The sequence below is a fragment of the Streptomyces sp. NPDC088252 genome (genome assembly GCF_044740965.1).
Classification (GTDB): Bacteria; Actinomycetota; Actinomycetes; order Streptomycetales; family Streptomycetaceae; genus Streptomyces.
In genome coordinates, this window is the sequence record NZ_JBIURS010000003.1 from 445,801 (window position 1) to 461,994 (window position 16,194).

Genomic DNA, 16,194 nt, shown 5'->3' on the forward strand with positions numbered 1-16,194 from the left:
TTTCTTCTCAGACATGCGTACGTAAGTGAAGTGTGCCGCCCGGGAGGCCGGGCGGCACGTGGGGAGGACTACTGGCGCGGGCCGAGTGTCCACCGTGGTCCGGCCGGGCTGTCCTCGATGACGAGACCGGACTGGTTGAGCTGGTCGCGGATGGCGTCGGCGGCGGGCCAGTCCTTGCGCTCGCGGGCCGACTGGCGCTGGTCCAGGACCAGGCGCACGAGCGTGTCGACGACACCGTGCAGATCGTCGCCGCGGTCGCTCTCGCCGGCCCAGTGCTCGTCGAGCGGGTCGAGGCCGAGGACACCGAGCATCGCGCGGACCTCCGCGAGCCGGGCGACGGCGGCCTCCTTGTCGTCGGCGGCGAGCGCGGAGTTGCCCTGGCGGACCGTGGTGTGGACGATCGCGAGCGCCTGCGGGACACCCAGGTCGTCGTCCATCGCCTCGGCGAAGGCGGGCGGCACCTCGATGGCGGGCTCGACCGTCTCGCCCGCCTTCTCGGTGACGCGCTGCACGAAGCCCTCGATCCGGGCGAACGCGGACTCGGCCTCGCGCAGGGCCTCCTCGCTGTACTCGATCATCGACCGGTAGTGCGGGGTGCCGAGGTAGTAACGCAGCACGATCGGACGCCACGCCTTGACCATCTCGCCGACCAGCACCGAGTTGCCCAGCGACTTCGACATCTTCTCACCGGACATGGTGACCCAGCCGTTGTGCACCCAGTACTTCGCGAACTCGTCGCCGTACGCCTTGGCCTGGGCGATCTCGTTCTCGTGGTGCGGGAAGATCAGGTCGATGCCGCCGCCGTGGATGTCGAAGGCGGTGCCGAGGTACTTGTGGGCCATGGCGGAGCACTCCAGGTGCCAGCCGGGACGGCCGCGGCCCCACGGGGTCTCCCAGCTGGGCTCGCCCGGCCTGGCCGACTTCCACATCGCGAAGTCGCGCTGGTCGCGCTTGCCGGTCTCGCCCTCGCCGGACGGCTGGCGCAGATCGTCCAGGTCCTGGTTGGAGAGCTCCAGGTAGCCGGGGAAGGAGCGCACGTCGAAGTAGACGTTGCCGTCGGCGGCGTAGGCGTGACCGCGCTCGATCAGGCCGCGCATCATCTCGACCATCTCGGTGATGTGGCCGGTCGCTCGCGGTTCGTACGTGACCGGGAGGCAGCCGAGCGCGTCGTAGCCGGCGTTGAACGCCCGCTCGTTCTCGTACCCGATCGCCCACCAGGGGCGGCCCTGTTCGGCCGACTTCGCGATGATCTTGTCGTCGATGTCGGTGACGTTCCGGATGAACGTGACGTCGTAGCCGCGGTACTCGAACCAGCGGCGCATGATGTCGAAGTTCAGCCCGGACCGGATGTGCCCGATGTGCGGGGCGGCCTGGACGGTCGCGCCACAGAGGTAGATCGAGACACAGCCCGCGGTGAGCGGTACGAAGTCACGGATCTGCCGGGCGCTGGTGTCGTACAGGCGAATAGTCACGCCTCAAGGGTAGTGGGCGTGCACCAGTGCCCCGCGACCCCTCGGGCATCGCGGGGAAAAGAATCTTGCGGCGGGGTGTCCCCCGGCGTGCCGGTCGCGGGCGGCGCCGACCGGCACGCGACCGGCACACCGAAGGGCCTCGGATCCGGCCGGCGACCTGTCGCGTGGTGATCCGGACCACCACGCCGATGTCCAACAAGGCTGCGGGCCCGGGAATTCCGGCAGGTCAGGGCCGCGCGGTGGATCAGCCCGTGCGGTAGACCAGCGCCGTCGCGATTCCGGCGAGGCCCTCGGCCCGCCCGGTGAAGCCGAGCCCGTCGGACGTGGCGGCGGAGAGCGAGACGGGCGCCCCCACGGCCGCCGACAGCACCCGCTGCGCCTCGTCGCGCCGCTTGCCGATCTTCGGCCGTACGCCGACGACCTGGACGGCGACATTGCCGATCTCGAAGCCCGCGGCGCGCACGATCCGCGCCGCCTCGGTCAGCAGGGTGACCCCGGCGGCGCCGGACCACTCCGGCCGCCCGGTGCCGAAGTGCTGCCCGAGGTCGCCGAGCCCGGCGGCCGAGAAGAGCGCGTTGCACGCGGCGTGCGCGACGACATCGGCGTCGGAGTGCCCGGCGAGGCCCGGCCCCTCGCCCTCCCACAGCAGCCCCGCGCACCACAGTTCGCGGCCCTCTTCGAAGGCGTGGATGTCGGTACCGACCCCGACCAGCGGGATCACCGGCCCGGTCCGCTCCTCGAAAGCCGTCGTTTCCTCAGAAGCCATCGTTCGCCCTCCTGCGCGCCAGTACCGCCTCGGCCAGCACCAGGTCCAGCGGCCGCGTCACCTTGAACGCCTCCTCGTGCCCGGGGACGACCACGACGGGCGCCCCGAGCCGCTCCACCATGCCCGCGTCGTCCGTGGCGCCCTCGCCGCCGACGGTGACGGTCTTGTGCGCGCGCACGAGCGTGTCGCGGTCGAAGCCCTGCGGAGTCTGCACGGCGCGCAGCCGGGCCCGCTCGGGCGTGCCGAGCACCGGCTCCGGCTCCCCCGGCGCTCCGGGCTCGACCTCCTTGACGGTGTCGGCGAGCGGCAGCGCGGGGACGACGGCGGGCGCGCCGTCCCGTACCGCCTCGATCACCGCGTCCACCGTGTCGACCGGCACCAGCGGGCGGGCCGCGTCATGGACGAGGACGACGGAGACGTCCTCGGGCAGGGCGTCGAGGCCCAGGCGCACCGACTCCTGGCGGGTGTCGCCGCCCGGCACGACGCGGTAGTCGGTGCGCTCGGGCAGGGCGTGCTCGTCGAGCAGGTTCTTGACCTCGGGGGCGCCGTCCGGCGGCGCGACGACGACGACCAGGGAGACGGAACGGGAGGCCGCCATGGCCCGTACCGCGTGGATGAGCATGGGCGTCCCGCCCAGCGCGCGGAGCGCCTTGGGGGCTCCCGGGCCGAGCCGTACGCCGCGGCCGGCCGCGGGAATCACGGCGGCGGTGCGGTACGGACGCGATAGATCAGACATCGGTTGCACTCCGAAGCTTCGGCATGTTTGTTTCCACAGCCGACATGGGTATGGCCACAATCGAGCCGGGCGCCACGCCATGACTCGACCGGGCCCTTTCCGTGACATCCGGTCGACTCGGACAAGCCGCACCGGCCGCTCGGGATCGGCTACACAAGATCGCGAGCAAGGTATCGGGGGGATTGGCGATGAAGCCAACGCGTCGGTGAGTCGGGGACGCAATCCAGACAGGCCGTGGCTGAATCCAGACATGCCGCAGCGCCCGACGACATACCGTGAATACGGTCGTCAGCGGGCACCGCGGCACATTTTTTCGAGACCGGCGTGAGCCGGTTCAGGACGCGAGTACCTCGTCGAGCAGAGCCTCGGCCTTGTCTTCGTTCGTGTTCTCCGCGAGAGCGAGCTCGCTCACCAGAATCTGGCGAGCCTTGGCGAGCATGCGCTTCTCACCTGCGGAGAGTCCACGCTCGCGCTCACGACGCCACAGGTCGCGAACCACTTCGGCGACCTTGATGACATCGCCGGAGGCGAGCTTCTCCAGATTTGCCTTGTAGCGCCGGGACCAGTTCGTCGGCTCTTCGGCATACGGTGCACGCAGCACCTCGAAGACCCGGTCCAGCCCCTCCTGCCCGACCACGTCGCGTACGCCCACGAACTCCGCATTGTCCGCCGGCACCCGAACCGTCAAGTCGCCCTGGGCGACCTTGAGCACCAAGTAGGTCTTGTCCACGCCTTTGATCTGGCGAGTTTCGATAGCCTCGATCAGCGCGGCCCCGTGATGGGGATAGACCACGGTGTCGCCAACCTTGAACGTCATGTGACAGGTACCCCTTCCGTGGCTATCAAGGGTAACACGAGAACAGCTTCTCCTGAATGGCGTTTTCGCAGGTCAGGGCATATCTCGGGGCTTGACAACAGCAACACGTACGTGCTGCGGAAGGTTCACGGGAGACGGTATTCGCAGGTCGGAGCGGCTGTACGGGCGAGGCGAAACACGCACGTCACACACCCTGGAACCCCCCTTCGAAGTGGCCTAACGTCCCGGTTTGCCGGATTCCGGATGATGAACTTTACGTAGTCCGTTCGAGCACCGATCACCCGTACGGACGTAAGTGCGGTTGATCAATGGATATTGATCAGCGCCTCGGTGCGATCGGTTATGCGCATGGAATACGCCACGCTCCATGAATTGATCACCGGCGATATGTGAACGGCACATGTCGACGGGTTTCGGCATGCGCCGCGGCCGGGTGCGGAACCGGCCGAGGGCACCCGCCCCGGTAACCGCCGGAGCCCGAAGGGGCGCGTAGGGGCGGGTCGGGTGCGGGGCGGAAGGGGCGGCTCGGTAGCCTAAGGCCGCTGACACATCCTTAGGGCGGCTTTACGTCGCCCGCCCCACCCGTCCGCAGTCCGAACGTTCAAGGAGTTGCCGCCGCCGTGAGCCGCAGCCTTCGACACGGCGCCCTCGCCGCCACCGCCATCGTGTTCTCGATCGCCTCGCTCGCCGCGTGCGGTGCGGGCAATGACGCAGCGACGCTCAAGGTCAGGCCGGACAGTGCTGCCACCACCTCCGGTGACATCAGCATCCAGAACGCGAACGTCATCACCCAGCCCGAGCGCGGCGCCGAGGGCCCGGCCGTCGTCTCGGCGACGCTGTTCAACAGCGGCGTCAAGCAGCAGACCCTGGACGCCGTCACCCTGCCGGGTACGAGCGTCTCGGTGCAGCTGCACGCCGCCAAGGGTTCCGGACCCATCGTGGTCCCGGCCGGCGGAAGGGTGGTGCTCGGCGGCAAGGGCAACGCGTCCGCCGTGATCGAGAACAGCCGCGAGGCCGCGCAGGCCGGCAACGTGCAGCCCGTCGTCTTCAAGTTCAGCTCGACCGGGGAGATCTCGCTCGGCGCGTTCGTCGTCCCGGCGACCAGCTACTTCACGGACTTCGGTCCCAGCTCGCTGCCGGCGCTGCCGTCGAAGTCGCCCGCGACGCCGACCGGCTCCACGTCCGCGCACCCGGGTGCGCCGGGCACGTCCGACTCCGCGGACGACACGGTCACCCCGACCGACTCCGCGTCCGCCTCGGCGGGCTGACCGCGCCCCGACAGACTCTGAACGGCGGAGGGCGCCCTCCCTTTCGGGGGGGCGCCCTCCGCCGTCGTGCACCGGCCGGTCTAAGGCTCGAACTTGTAGCCCAGACCGCGCACCGTCACCAGGAAGCGCGGCGCTCCGGGGTCGGGCTCGATCTTGGCGCGCAGGCGCTTGACATGGACGTCGAGGGTCTTGGTGTCGCCCACGTAGTCCGCGCCCCAGACCCGGTCGATCAGCTGCATACGGGTCAGGACCCGGCCCGCGTTGCGCAGCAGCATCTCCAGCAGGTCGAACTCCTTGAGCGGGAGGTCGACCTTGCCGCCGGCGACCGTGACGACGTGGCGGTCCACGTCCATCCGGACCGGGCCCGCCTCCAGGGCGGCCGGTGTGACCTCCTCGGGTTCACCGCGGCGGCGCAGCACCGCGCGGATGCGGGCGACGAGTTCCCGCGAGGAGAACGGCTTGGTGACGTAGTCGTCGGCTCCTATTTCCAGGCCGACCACCTTGTCGATCTCGCTGTCCTTGGCCGTGACCATGATCACGGGGACATTGGACCGGCTGCGCAGCTGACGGCAGACCTCCGTGCCGGGCAGGCCCGGCAGCATCAGGTCGAGCAGCACGAGGTCGGCGCCGTTGCGCTCGAACTCGTCAAGCCCGTCCGGGCCCGTGGCCGCGATGGCGACCTCGAAACCCTCCTTGCGGAGCATGTAGGACAGGGCGTCGCTGAAGGATTCCTCATCCTCGACGACGAGCACTCGGGTCACGGAAGGACCTCCGGGGCAGGGAATGGTTCAAGGGTGTCGGGGTGAGCGGGTCCGTAGGGACCCTCGTCGCCGTTGACGATGAGCGGTCCGCCCGAGCGGCGGTCCCGTTCCCGTACGGAGCCCGCTTCGGGCAGCCGCAGGGTGAAGGTGGAGCCCTGGCCCTCCGAGCTCCAGACCGTGACCTCCCCGCCGTGCGAGGCGGCCACGTGCTTGACGATGGCGAGGCCGAGGCCGGTGCCACCGGTGGCCCGTGAGCGGGCCGGGTCGACGCGGTAGAAGCGTTCGAAGACCCGCTCGCGGTCCTTCTCCGAGATGCCGATGCCCTGGTCGGTCACGGCTATCTCGATCTGGTCCCCGCCGGGTACGGCAAGCCGCCTGGCGGCGATGCCCACTCGGGTCCGGGCGGGGCTGTAGTTGACGGCGTTCTCGACGAGGTTGCCGAGTGCCGCGGCGAGCTGGCCGCGGTTGCCCCAGATGCGGAGCTCCGCGGTGCCGCCCGCTGCCATGGTGATCTGCTTCGAGCCGGCCTGCTGGCGGCAGCGGTCGATGGCCTCGGCCACCAGCTCGTCGACCCGGACCGGCTCGGCGTCCTCCAGCGGGTCGTCGTTCTGCACCCGGGAGAGATCGATGATCTCCTGTACGAGGTTGGTCAGCCGGGTCGCCTCTATCTGCATCCGCCCCGCGAACCGCTCCACCGCCTCCGGGTCGTCGGAGGCGTCCATCACGGCCTCGGAGAGCAGTGAGAGCGCGCCCACCGGGGTCTTGAGCTCATGGCTGACGTTGGCGACGAAGTCGCGTCGTACCGCTTCTATGCGGCGGGCCTCGGTGAGGTCCTCCACCAGCAGCAGCACCAGCCGGGAGCCCAGCGGGGCGACCCGGGCGGAGACCGCGAGGGCCTCGCCCCGGCCCGTACCGCGCCGGGGCAGGTCCAGTTCGACCTGCCGTATCTCGCCGTCGCGGCGCGTGTCCCTGGCCATGTTCAGCATCGCCTCCACGGCGAGCCGACCGCCCCTGACCAGTCCCAGCGCATAGGCGGCGGAGCTGGCCTTGACCACGCTGTCGCTCTCGTCCAGGACGACCGCGGAGGAACTGAGCACGGACAGGACCGTGTCCACCCCGGGGGGCAGGGGCGCGTTGCTGTCGGGCCGCAGGGAGGTTCGCGTCGGCTTCTTCTGGTCGCGCTCGCTCCAGCGGAACGCCAGCATGGCGATCACGCCGGTACAAGCACCGCCGATCGCCGCAGCTGCGGCGACTGCCGCGTTCACGTCCATACCGTCAAGGTTATGCGGGTCCCGGAGGACTCTCCCAGCCATCCGAGTGCGTATCCGAACACTCGTCGCCCAGAGTTCACCGAGGGGCAAGGGTTGGTTCACTTGGTCGGCCGGAAGGCGACGCGTACACCGCCCAGGGTGGCAGCGTGGGGCTCACAGCCTGCCCCGGCATTGCACACAGGACTGGAGAGGGACTTCCATGCGTGACGCCTACCACGAGGAACTCGACTCGATCGGCGAGGGACTGGTCGAGATGGCCCGGCTCGTCGGGTCGGCGATCGGCCGGGCGACGACGTCCATGCTCGATGCCGATCTCAAGCTCGCGGAGAGCGTGATCGCCGCGGACCAGAAGGTCGACGACCTCCAGCACGACCTGGAGGCGCGGGCCATCGCCCTGCTCGCACGCCAGCAGCCCGTGGCGACGGATCTGCGGATCGTGGTCACCTCGCTGCGGATGAGCGCCGACCTGGAGCGCTCGGGCGACCTCGCCCAGCACGTCGCCAAGCTGGCCCGGCTGCGGTTCCCGGAATCGGCCGTGCCGCACGACCTGCACGCCACCATCCTGGAGATGGGCCAGCTGGCACAGCGCCTGATGGCCAAGGCCGCCGAGGTGATCATCACCAAGGACGTCGACCTGGCGCTCCAGCTGGAGCAGGACGACGACGAGATGGACCTGCTGCACCGCACGCTGTTCCAGCACCTGATGGACGACCGCTGGAAGCACGGCATCGAGACGGCCGTCGACGTGACGCTGCTCGGCCGCTACTACGAGCGCTTCGCCGACCACGCGGTGTCGGTCGCCAAGCGTGTGGTCTACCTGGTGACCGGCGAGCACGCCGACGAGATCCAGCAGTCGGCGCCGGTGGAGGGCGCGTAGCCGGAAGGCCGGATGTCACGGGCCCGGGAGCCCCGGGCCCGTGGGGGCGTGCGCGGTCGCACGGGGGGTCGCACATGTGTCTCTGCGCGCGTGCGCTGTTGATGCGCCCGCCCGAGTGGGCATGCAATGGGGTGGGGCGGCACGACTTGTCCGTGCGCCCCGGTCGTGCGCGCGTCGCAGTGGCGTACGGCCCTGTCGTACGTCCTGAGGAGGAACCATGGCCGATTCCCCCACGACCGATCCCCAGCAGGAGGCGCCCGCCGACGTGGTGCACCTGACCGTCCTCGGCGCCTGCGGCTGCGGCTCCGGCTGCGGGTGCGGGTGCCAGTCCGGGGCCCCGTGCCAGTGCGGTGGCTGCTGCGGCTGACCGGTCGGCCGGTACGAAGCCGGAAGGGCGCCCCGCGCGGGACCTGCTTTGACGTTCCGCGCGGGGCACCCTCGCGTGCGGACGCGGTGCAGGGGCGGCCCCGGCGGCATACCGCAGGAAGTGCATGCCGCCGCAGTGGAGCCGGTGAAGACGAGCGTGTCGACGTCCGCGTGGATCCGCAGCGCGGAGAGAGCGGGGATTGCTCGGCAGGTTCGAGGACGACGCTGTCGCCGGCGGCGAGGGCCGGGGAGAGGGCGACGATCCGTCCTCCGCACCGCGACGGCGGGAATCCCCGTCCGCCGGGCCCCGCCCCGCGAGCCTGGCCCCCTGAACCGGGCCTCTCAGCCCATCGGCTCGGCGGAAGGTTCGACCCCGATGGTTCCGGAGCCGGCGTCGCGGCCGGTTCCGGAGCTCGCTTCGCGACCGGCTCCTGAACCGGCCGAAGAGCTGCCGCTCTCCGCCACCCGGCTGCCGCCCCCGTCCTCCGCCGGCAGATTCCGCATCAGCAGCCAGTACCCGAGCGCGGCCCCGGTCCCCAGGACGGCGCACGCCCCCCAGAGCCACTGCGCCCCGAACCGGTCGATCACCGCACCCGACATCAACGGGGCGACCAGCGCGGCGGCCGACCAGGACATCGTGTACATCCCCTGGTAACGGCCCCGGCCGCGGGCCGGCGAGAGCCGGACCACCAGGCTGCTCTGGATGGGCGAGTTGACGATCTCGGCGACCGTCCAGACGCAGATGGTCAGCGCGTACACGGCGACCGACCCGGCGAACGCGGTGAGCCCGAATCCGTACCCCGCCAGCAGCGACGACACGATGAGCAGCCGGCGCGGATCGCGGTGCTGGATGAAGCGCGTGACCGGGATCTGGAGCGCCACGATCAGCACACCGTTGACGGCGACGGCCGTACCGAAGTCGGAGCTGGAGAACCCGTCCGCCCCCATGGCCACCGGCAGCCCCACGTACCCCTGCTGGAAGATCAGGGCGATGACGAAGGACAGCCCCACGACGCTCATGAACCGCCCGTCGCGCAGCACGGTGGAGAGCCGGACCTCGTCCGAGCCGCCCACCGCGCGCTCGGGCACCGCCGCCTTCTCTGGCTTCGACTCGGGCACCTTCAGGAAGACGACGAGGGCGCAGCCGAGGGTCATCGCGGCCTCGCCGAGGAACCCGGCGAGATAGCTGTACTCGGCGACGAACCCGGCCCCGGCGGAGGAGACGGCGAAGCCGAGGTTGATCGCCCAGTAGTTGAGCGAGAAGGCCCGTACCCGGTCCTCGGGCCGGACGATGTCGGCCATCATCGCCTGCACGGCGGGCCGCGAGGCGTTGCTGGCCATACCGACGACGAAGGCGACGGCCGCGATCGCCACCGGATGGACCATGAACCCGAGGACGGCCACGGACGCGGCGGTGGAGCTCTGCGCGATGAGCATGGTGGGCCGACGGCCCAGCCGGTCGGTCATCACCCCCGCCCCGAGCGAGGAGACGACCCCGCCGAGCCCGTGCAGCGCGGCGACCAGACCGGCGTACGAGGCGGAGTAGCCCCGGTCCAGGGTCAGGTAGAGCGCCATGAACGTGGCGACGAACCCACCGAGGCGGTTGACCAGCGTGCTCGTCCACAGCCACCAGAACTCCCTGGGGAGACCGGACACGGACTCGCGTGCGGCCCGTCTGAGACCGGCGACAGACATACGGGATCCCCCCAGGGAAGTGCGGAACGGACATCATCGGTAACAGGCCCGATGGCCATACGAACATTACGAATCCCGGATTCCGGTCCGCCAGTCAATTGACGCCGCTCGTCAATCGTCCCGGCCCCGGGCCTGTACACCCCTCACCCACCCCTCCCGAGCACCGTCTGTCCGCCCTGTGACCGGCCCGCGCAGCGCCCGTACGGCTTCGATTACGCTCGGGCCCATGGCCGACGCACCGTACAAGCTGATCCTCCTCCGCCACGGCGAGAGCGAATGGAACGCGAAGAACCTGTTCACCGGTTGGGTGGACGTCAACCTCACCGAGAAGGGCGAGAAGGAGGCAGTCCGCGGCGGTGAGCTGCTCAAGGACGCCGGTCTGCTCCCCGATGTCCTGCACACCTCCCTCCAGAAGCGCGCCATCCGCACCGCGCAGCTCGCACTGGAAGCCGCGGACCGCCACTGGATCCCCGTCCACCGCTCCTGGCGGCTGAACGAGCGCCACTACGGCGCCCTGCAGGGCAAGGACAAGGCACAGACGCTCGCCGAGTTCGGCGAGGAGCAGTTCATGCTGTGGCGCCGCTCGTACGACACCCCGCCGCCCGCCCTGGAGGACGGCACCGAGTTCTCGCAGAGCGACGACCCGCGCTACGCGACGATCCCGCCGGAGCTGCGCCCGCGCACCGAGTGCCTCAAGGACGTCGTCGTCCGCATGCTGCCGTACTGGTACGACGGCATCGTCCCGGACCTCCTGGCCGGCCGCACGGTCCTGGTCGCCGCCCACGGCAACAGCCTCCGCGCCCTGGTCAAGCACCTCGACGGCATCTCCGACGCCGACATCGCGGGCCTGAACATCCCGACCGGCATCCCGCTCTCCTACGAGCTGGACGCCGACTGCCGCCCGATCAAGCCGGGCGGCACCTACCTCGACCCGGACGCGGCGAAGGCCGCGATCGAGGCCGTGAAGAACCAGGGCAAGAAGTAGTAACGCGACGCCAGTACGCCCCCGACCTGCGGTTTCTTGGCAGGGCGGGGGCTTTTTTGGTGGGGCTGGGCCGTCTCTGGGCCGTCAGGTGCTCGGCCGGTCCGTCAGGCGTCGCGCTCCGCACATCGCACCGCGATGGCTGGAGGTGATGGCTCGCATCGGGTCAGCAAGGGCGATGAGCCCGCCGGTGAAGCCGTCGTGGACGAGGGACCGGCAGGCGGGCATACGTGTCCTCCGTGCCGTCCTGCTCGGCAGGACCCGGGCAAGGAGCAGTCACTGCGTTCGGCCTCGGCTCTGCGATGCCGAAGACCGATCGAGAGGGGCCACAGCGATGCAGTGGAGATCCACCATGCACGACGGGCCAGGCCAAGCATGTGGCCGGGGATGCGCAGTACGTCCGCGATCCGCTCGATGACATCCATGTGAAGCAACTGACGGCGTCCGGACATCACTTCGCCGACCCGGCTCGGCGTCAGATCACACCGTCGCGCAATCATCGACGGATAGACGCCCGCGTGCGTTTTCAGCAGCCGGAAATAGCGGCTGAAGTCTCGCACCCGGCACGCCTCGATCAAGAGAGGATTCCTGAGCAGACTGACCAGCAGTTCCTCCGGACGATGCGGCTCGGGCATTGTGCACGCTCCGGTGCTGAGACCGCGGATCGTTACTCATACTCAACCATGCGAGACAGTAACCAGGTTGGGTGATCAAATGGGCCTTTCCGAGGGCGCCCCGCGCTCGCGATCCTCCCGTCATGGCAAACGGACAGAACATCGTTCAGATCGAAGGGTCCCTACGGTGACACCGGTACCGGACGCCGAGCGCCGCGTGCTGATGACGATGCGGGTATCCCGAAACTCCGGACGCACCTGGGAGCAGACGACTCAAGTACGGGAAGGCGACCCTTTGGTGGTCCTGACCAATCCGGTCGGCTGCCCACCGTGCGTGTGCCGACCGGTGCACCGGTCGGCACACGGGGTCTACCGAGAAGAGCCGGTTCGTCGCGACCTGCTGGACGGCCCAGATGTTCAAGCACTTCGACGACCCGAAGCCCGGCTACGTGGCCGACTGGTCCGACCTTCCGTCCTGGCAGCAGGAGACCGACGCCGACATCTTCGAGGCCATCGAGAAGGCGTAGACCCCGACTCGGTCCCGCATCCGTACTGGCAGGCGCTGTGAGCAGGACGCGGTATGTGGCCGGAGGCGTGCCGGGCGGCTGTCGCATCTGGGACAACAAGGGAGGCCGTTGGTGGGGCGACCACTACGAGCTCTGCCCCGATGACCTCCTCACCGAACTGAACGGCGGCGCGGACCGGGACAGGATCGCCACCCTCCTCAAGCGGTACAGGTCACTGAAGCGTTAGCCACGGGCCGTGGCCCATGCACTGTCGGCCCTGCCGTGTTTCCGGCGCCCCGCCGCCCTCACGCCTCCTCATGCCCCGGGAGCCCCGGGAACCTCCGGCGGCCCGAACCGGTCCTTCTCCCCGTCCAGGGCCGACCCGATGCGCGCCGCCAGCGTGTCCCACGGGCGGCAGGCGACCACCGGCAGAGCGTGCAGGCGGGCCTGATCGCCGAGCCACCGCGAGTACGCCGCGCTGACCCGGGCCCGATGCGTCTGCTCCCCGCACTCGGGCTCCCGCGCCGCGTAGTTGGCGGTGATCCGGTCCGGGTCCTCCTCGTGCAGGAACACCGCCCGCACACGGCGACCGGCCGTCCGCCCCTCGCGGATCGCTTCCACGGCCGCCGTCGGGGTGAGGTAGTCGCCCTCGACCAGGGCGGGCACATCGACGGTCAGGCGGTTGCGTACGACGCCGAGCACCGCGGGCTCCAGGGCCCGAGCGGTGGCGATCTGGAGGTCCAGCACGTGCTCGACGGTGAGCAGTTCGGTGTCGGGAATGTCGTCGAAGTGATGGACGGCGGGGTGGTGTTCGGCCGTCGTCATGGCTTCGACGGCGCCGACCACGTCGTCGAACTCGACCACGAAACCTGCCGCGTCATCCGCGAGTTGGGCGGCGACCCGGCTCTTTCCGATGCCGGACGCTCCACCGATCAGCAATATGTCCCACGATGTACCTGTCACGGTGCGAACGTATCGCGCGGGGTTCCTCGTCCGTCGCGGGCCCTGGCGCTAACGTGACCCAAGTACCGGACCGTACAAGGACGGAGCCGACCTGACGGGCCGTGCGGAGAGCAAGGAGAGCGGGGAGAGCAACCATGGGCGAGCCCCTGAAGACCTACGTCGGCGGCGCCGAAGTCGACGTGCCCAACAGCATTCCGGACATCCGGGCCACCCTGCCCGAGGAGAGACGCGAGGAGTTCGACCGCGCCATCAACGACGCCGGTGTCAGCGAGATCCAGGCGGTCATGCGGCACTGGATGCTGGAGGCCGTCCCCGATCCGGAGGCCGAGAAGATCCTGGACCGGCTGGCGCAGGACGAGGCCGAAAGGCGGACGGTCGCTTGAGCTTCCGTATCTCCTACGCCCCGCCCGCCGACGACTCCCTGGCCAAGATGCGCGACGGCGAGACCTTCCGGAACGAGATGGCCCGCACCCTGGGTCTGGACCCGTACGGGCACGGGTCGTCGGCCGTCAAGAGCGAGCGCGACCGCCGCGAGGCGACGGTCGCCGGGGCCATCGTGCTCTATTACGTCTCCGGGTCCGTCCTGATCGTCACCGTGGTGAGGCTCGTCCCGCTGCCCTGATCCGGTACCGGCCCGACTCCTAGGAACCGGCCGGGACTTCGATGATCCGGCCGTCCTTGTCCACGCTGTGGGTCCGCCAGTACACGTCCCACTTGTCGTCCACGTGCTCGGGGACCTTGTCCTTCGGGTACCGGACGTACCCCTTCGGCGGGTCCTCGTCGTCGGACACGCAGGCCGATCCGGTGCCCCCGATCGTCATGACCGGGTACTCGCCGCCGCCGCAGGTCGCGTCCTGCACCGAGCAGCCCGTGGTCAGCGTCGCGACGGTCGCGGCGGCCAGGGCGAGCCCGGCTGCGGAACGGCTCAGGCGGCGCCCGCTCCTCGCGGACGCCACCCGGCCGAGTCGGCTGATCCTGTACATGTTCGCTCCTCGCTGCTGACTGGTACTACCAGCCTGCCCGGAGCGCGAAACACCGATCATGAGTACGAGTACTCACCTGCGGGACGTCAGGTACTCGCCTCTCCCGCCCCCGGTCCGGGGCCTCAGGCCAGCTTCGCGGCCTGCGCCTCGACCACCGCGGTCGGCAGCTCGAAGTCTCCGCCACCACCCATCGCGGCCAGGTTCATCGAGGAGAACGAGGCGAACGACGGGCCCTGGCGCAGGGCCACGAGCTTCAGCTGGACCTTCTCCCCGTCCTGTTCCAGCTGGACCGTCCAGGCGGCCGCGTCCTCGCCGCCCTTGACCTTCTCCTCGGTGATCTTGCTGACCTTCTGCTTCTCGCCGGCCGCCGTGAAGTCGAACCCGCCCGCGCACTCGGTGGCGGCGGTGCGCAGCGCGGCGACCGATTCCTCCGCGCCCTTGCCGTCGTACGAACCGAGGGCGAGCTGCGTCGTCGTGATGTCGAACGCCGCCTTGAACGCACCCTCGGCGTCCGTGTCCTGCTTGTCCATGCTGCCCTTCTTGGGCTCGCTGACCACCGTCCGCTTGGTGAACGCGCCCGGCTCACCCACCTGGGCGCCCATCAGCGCGTCGGCCAGCGGAGCGCAGACCTCCTTCGCGACCTTGATGTCGTCGACGGAGACCACGTCCTTGGCCGCGGCCTTGGAGATCCTGTGACCCTTGACGTCGCCCTGGGCCAGCGCGGCCTTCTCCAGCTCGGCGGCGGTCAGCGCCTTGGCGGCCGGCTTCGCGGCGGAGTCCTTGCCCTTGGCGTCCGCACTCTTGTCGCCGGACCCGGACCCGGAGTCCGAGCCGCCGCAGGCGGTGGCGAGCAGGGCCAGGCACACCGTGCTGGCGGCAACGGCGGTACGGCGTATGACGGTGGGTCGCATGGTCCGGGGATCCGTCTCTCTGAGCTGATTCTTCGGGTTTTGCTCACTCTATGAGCGGGAGTTGGTTTGATGATCAATCAAAGGGGGCACGGGATGCGATCGTGACGGCGCCGTGATCACCCCGTGAAGGCGCCCCAGGCCGCCGCGACCTCCACCGGACCGCAACACAGAGGGGCAATTCCATACATGCCGACAGATGACACAACCTCTGCCGTCCTCAGCTCAGTTGGCGTGACCACGGACCGGATAGCCGCACGGGCGCCCCTCGCCGGAGGAACGTTCAACGCCGTCACCCGTGTGACTCTCACCGACGGCGACGACTGGGTGGTGAAGACGCCACCGCCCGCGACGGCCGGAACCCTGATGAGTTATGAGCGCGATCTCCTGGTCAACGAGGTCGAGTTCTACACCCGGGCGGCCGGTTCGACGGTCATCCCCCGCGTCCTGCACAGCGAGCTCGACCCGAACGCCCCGACCGGCCCGTACGTGATCATGTCGGCCTGTCCGGGCCGGCCCTGGAACGAGTTCACCCCCGACTCCCTGTCCGCCGCGGAAGGGCGCCGGCTCCGCGGCGACCTGGGGCGGATCGTCGCCCGGCTGCACTCCGTCACGGGGTCCGGCGGCTTCGGCTATCCGGGACGGGCCGTGGGCCCGCTCGCCCCGACCTGGCGACAGGCGTTCACCGCCATGACCGACGCCGTCCTCGCCGACGCGGACACCTACCGCGCCCGGCTGCCGCGCCCGACGGCCGGTATCCGCGCGCTGCTCGCCGCGGCGTCGCCCGTGCTCGACGACGTCACCCGGCCCGCCCTGGTCCACTTCGACCTGTGGCAGGGCAACCTTCTCGTCGACGGGGAACCCGGCGCGCGCACCATCGGCGGAGTCATCGACGGGGAGCGGATGTTCTGGGGCGACCCGGTCGCCGACTTCGTATCGCTCGCGCTGTTCGGGAACATGGAGGAGGACGCGGACTTCCTCGCCGGGTACGCGGAGGGAGACGGGCGCGGAATCGCGTTCGACGCGTCCGTGCGGCTGCGACTGGCGCTCTACCGCTGCTATCTCTACCTGATCATGCTGGTGGAGACCGTCCCGCGCCGCGCGTCCCGGGAGGAGCGGGAGTGGGCGTGGACCGAGGTCGCCCCACAGCTCGAATCGGCCCTGGCGGACGTGGAGTCGGCACTGCGCACCGGGGGCTGAACGCAGCGC

19 protein-coding genes and 1 pseudogene are annotated in these 16,194 nt (G+C 69.9%); 8 read left to right on the forward strand and 12 right to left on the reverse strand.

The window, feature by feature from the left end:
- Positions 1-68: 68 nt before the first annotated feature.
- From cysS to ACIOHC_RS09080, 4 genes are all read right to left on the reverse strand, one after another.
- On the reverse strand, positions 69-1,472 hold the full coding sequence (gene cysS / locus ACIOHC_RS09065; RefSeq protein ID WP_351075298.1) for a cysteine--tRNA ligase: 1,404 nt from the start codon (positions 1,470-1,472) through the stop codon (positions 69-71).
- Between the two features lie 244 nt (positions 1,473-1,716).
- Entirely contained in the window at positions 1,717-2,238 is a 522-nt protein-coding gene (ispF, locus tag ACIOHC_RS09070; RefSeq protein ID WP_351075299.1) for a 2-C-methyl-D-erythritol 2,4-cyclodiphosphate synthase, read from the reverse strand.
- Positions 2,228-2,974 (reverse strand): 2-C-methyl-D-erythritol 4-phosphate cytidylyltransferase, encoded by a 747-nt coding sequence (gene ispD / locus ACIOHC_RS09075; RefSeq protein ID WP_351075301.1) that lies wholly within the window; start codon positions 2,972-2,974, stop codon positions 2,228-2,230. Before ispD ends, ispF begins: the two co-directional genes overlap by 11 nt.
- Before the next feature lie 334 nt (positions 2,975-3,308).
- Positions 3,309-3,791 carry a CarD family transcriptional regulator gene (locus tag ACIOHC_RS09080; RefSeq protein WP_006380568.1) on the reverse strand — a complete coding sequence of 161 codons (483 nt, stop codon included), beginning with the start codon at positions 3,789-3,791 and terminating at the stop codon, positions 3,309-3,311.
- A gap of 620 nt (positions 3,792-4,411) precedes the next feature.
- On the opposite strand from ACIOHC_RS09080, the gene ACIOHC_RS09085 reads away from it, so the two are divergent.
- Positions 4,412-5,059, forward strand: a complete 648-nt coding sequence (locus tag ACIOHC_RS09085) for a DUF461 domain-containing protein (protein ID WP_401842101.1) — start codon at positions 4,412-4,414, stop codon at positions 5,057-5,059.
- 80 nt (positions 5,060-5,139) lie between these two features.
- Here ACIOHC_RS09085 and ACIOHC_RS09090 read toward each other — a convergent pair whose 3' ends face one another.
- Positions 5,140-5,820, reverse strand: a complete 681-nt coding sequence (locus tag ACIOHC_RS09090; protein WP_072487966.1) for a response regulator transcription factor — start codon at positions 5,818-5,820, stop codon at positions 5,140-5,142.
- Positions 5,817-7,091 (reverse strand): ATP-binding protein, encoded by a 1,275-nt coding sequence (locus tag ACIOHC_RS09095; protein WP_351075304.1) that lies wholly within the window; start codon positions 7,089-7,091, stop codon positions 5,817-5,819. Before ACIOHC_RS09095 ends, ACIOHC_RS09090 begins: the two co-directional genes overlap by 4 nt.
- A gap of 199 nt (positions 7,092-7,290) precedes the next feature.
- On the opposite strand from ACIOHC_RS09095, the gene phoU reads away from it, so the two are divergent.
- A complete protein-coding gene (gene phoU / locus ACIOHC_RS09100) occupies positions 7,291-7,968 on the forward strand; it encodes a phosphate signaling complex protein PhoU (protein ID WP_351075306.1) in 678 nt (225 codons plus the stop codon).
- A gap of 217 nt (positions 7,969-8,185) precedes the next feature.
- A complete protein-coding gene (locus ACIOHC_RS09105) occupies positions 8,186-8,335 on the forward strand; it encodes a hypothetical protein (protein WP_351075307.1) in 150 nt (49 codons plus the stop codon).
- A 341-nt stretch (positions 8,336-8,676) separates the two neighbouring features.
- Here the strand turns inward: ACIOHC_RS09105 and ACIOHC_RS09110 are convergent, their stop codons facing one another.
- Positions 8,677-10,029, reverse strand: a complete 1,353-nt coding sequence (locus ACIOHC_RS09110; RefSeq protein WP_389636533.1) for an MDR family MFS transporter — start codon at positions 10,027-10,029, stop codon at positions 8,677-8,679.
- A gap of 226 nt (positions 10,030-10,255) precedes the next feature.
- Between ACIOHC_RS09110 and ACIOHC_RS09115 the strand changes: the two genes are divergently transcribed.
- Entirely contained in the window at positions 10,256-11,014 is a 759-nt protein-coding gene (locus tag ACIOHC_RS09115; RefSeq protein WP_401842106.1) for a phosphoglyceromutase, read from the forward strand.
- An 84-nt stretch (positions 11,015-11,098) separates the two neighbouring features.
- Here ACIOHC_RS09115 and ACIOHC_RS09120 read toward each other — a convergent pair whose 3' ends face one another.
- Positions 11,099-11,239: a hypothetical protein gene (locus ACIOHC_RS09120; protein ID WP_351075397.1), complete on the reverse strand. Its 141-nt coding sequence runs from the start codon at positions 11,237-11,239 to the stop codon at positions 11,099-11,101.
- Between the two features lie 122 nt (positions 11,240-11,361).
- A pseudogene (locus ACIOHC_RS09125) lies at positions 11,362-11,646 on the reverse strand (helix-turn-helix domain-containing protein); the annotation flags it as partial.
- Between the two features lie 543 nt (positions 11,647-12,189).
- Between ACIOHC_RS09125 and ACIOHC_RS09130 the strand changes: the two are divergent.
- The gene (locus ACIOHC_RS09130; RefSeq protein ID WP_351075313.1) at positions 12,190-12,378 is read left to right on the forward strand and encodes a hypothetical protein; all 189 of its coding nucleotides are present in this window, start codon (positions 12,190-12,192) and stop codon (positions 12,376-12,378) included.
- 68 nt (positions 12,379-12,446) lie between these two features.
- Here the strand turns inward: ACIOHC_RS09130 and ACIOHC_RS09135 are convergent, their stop codons facing one another.
- Positions 12,447-13,094, reverse strand: coding sequence for a hypothetical protein (locus ACIOHC_RS09135; RefSeq protein ID WP_401842108.1), 648 nt, complete (start codon positions 13,092-13,094; stop codon positions 12,447-12,449).
- A 134-nt stretch (positions 13,095-13,228) separates the two neighbouring features.
- Here ACIOHC_RS09135 and ACIOHC_RS09140 point away from each other — a divergent pair, with 134 nt between their 5' ends.
- On the forward strand, positions 13,229-13,477 hold the full coding sequence (locus ACIOHC_RS09140; protein ID WP_093895895.1) for a hypothetical protein: 249 nt from the start codon (positions 13,229-13,231) through the stop codon (positions 13,475-13,477).
- A complete protein-coding gene (locus ACIOHC_RS09145) occupies positions 13,474-13,716 on the forward strand; it encodes a hypothetical protein (protein WP_351075316.1) in 243 nt (80 codons plus the stop codon). The genes ACIOHC_RS09140 and ACIOHC_RS09145 overlap by 4 nt, the downstream gene beginning before the upstream one ends.
- A gap of 19 nt (positions 13,717-13,735) precedes the next feature.
- Here the strand turns inward: ACIOHC_RS09145 and ACIOHC_RS09150 are convergent, their stop codons facing one another.
- Positions 13,736-14,077 carry an SCO0607 family lipoprotein gene (locus tag ACIOHC_RS09150; protein WP_351075318.1) on the reverse strand — a complete coding sequence of 114 codons (342 nt, stop codon included), beginning with the start codon at positions 14,075-14,077 and terminating at the stop codon, positions 13,736-13,738.
- Between the two features lie 122 nt (positions 14,078-14,199).
- Positions 14,200-14,988, reverse strand: coding sequence for a hypothetical protein (locus ACIOHC_RS09155; RefSeq protein WP_401842112.1), 789 nt, complete (start codon positions 14,986-14,988; stop codon positions 14,200-14,202).
- 186 nt (positions 14,989-15,174) lie between these two features.
- Here ACIOHC_RS09155 and ACIOHC_RS09160 point away from each other — a divergent pair, with 186 nt between their 5' ends.
- Positions 15,175-16,185, forward strand: a complete 1,011-nt coding sequence (locus ACIOHC_RS09160; protein WP_401842114.1) for a phosphotransferase family protein — start codon at positions 15,175-15,177, stop codon at positions 16,183-16,185.
- The last annotated feature ends 9 nt before the right edge of the window (positions 16,186-16,194 follow it).

Excerpts from the sequence above, each read along its gene's own strand:
- ispF (WP_351075299.1), bottom strand. The coding sequence starts at position 2,238 with ATGGCTTCTGAGGAAACGACGGCTTTCGAGGAGCGGACCGGGCCGGTG.
- ispD (WP_351075301.1), bottom strand. The coding sequence starts at position 2,974 with ATGTCTGATCTATCGCGTCCGTACCGCACCGCCGCCGTGATTCCCGCG.
- ACIOHC_RS09080 (WP_006380568.1), bottom strand. The coding sequence starts at position 3,791 with ATGACGTTCAAGGTTGGCGACACCGTGGTCTATCCCCATCACGGGGCC.
- ACIOHC_RS09095 (WP_351075304.1), bottom strand. The coding sequence starts at position 7,091 with ATGGACGTGAACGCGGCAGTCGCCGCAGCTGCGGCGATCGGCGGTGCT.
- phoU (WP_351075306.1), top strand. The coding sequence starts at position 7,291 with ATGCGTGACGCCTACCACGAGGAACTCGACTCGATCGGCGAGGGACTG.
- ACIOHC_RS09105 (WP_351075307.1), top strand. The coding sequence starts at position 8,186 with ATGGCCGATTCCCCCACGACCGATCCCCAGCAGGAGGCGCCCGCCGAC.
- ACIOHC_RS09110 (WP_389636533.1), bottom strand. The coding sequence starts at position 10,029 with ATGTCTGTCGCCGGTCTCAGACGGGCCGCACGCGAGTCCGTGTCCGGT.
- ACIOHC_RS09115 (WP_401842106.1), top strand. The coding sequence starts at position 10,256 with ATGGCCGACGCACCGTACAAGCTGATCCTCCTCCGCCACGGCGAGAGC.
- ACIOHC_RS09120 (WP_351075397.1), bottom strand. The coding sequence starts at position 11,239 with ATGCCCGCCTGCCGGTCCCTCGTCCACGACGGCTTCACCGGCGGGCTC.
- ACIOHC_RS09140 (WP_093895895.1), top strand. The coding sequence starts at position 13,229 with ATGGGCGAGCCCCTGAAGACCTACGTCGGCGGCGCCGAAGTCGACGTG.
- ACIOHC_RS09150 (WP_351075318.1), bottom strand. The coding sequence starts at position 14,077 with ATGTACAGGATCAGCCGACTCGGCCGGGTGGCGTCCGCGAGGAGCGGG.
- ACIOHC_RS09155 (WP_401842112.1), bottom strand. The coding sequence starts at position 14,988 with ATGCGACCCACCGTCATACGCCGTACCGCCGTTGCCGCCAGCACGGTG.
- ACIOHC_RS09160 (WP_401842114.1), top strand. The coding sequence starts at position 15,175 with ATGCCGACAGATGACACAACCTCTGCCGTCCTCAGCTCAGTTGGCGTG.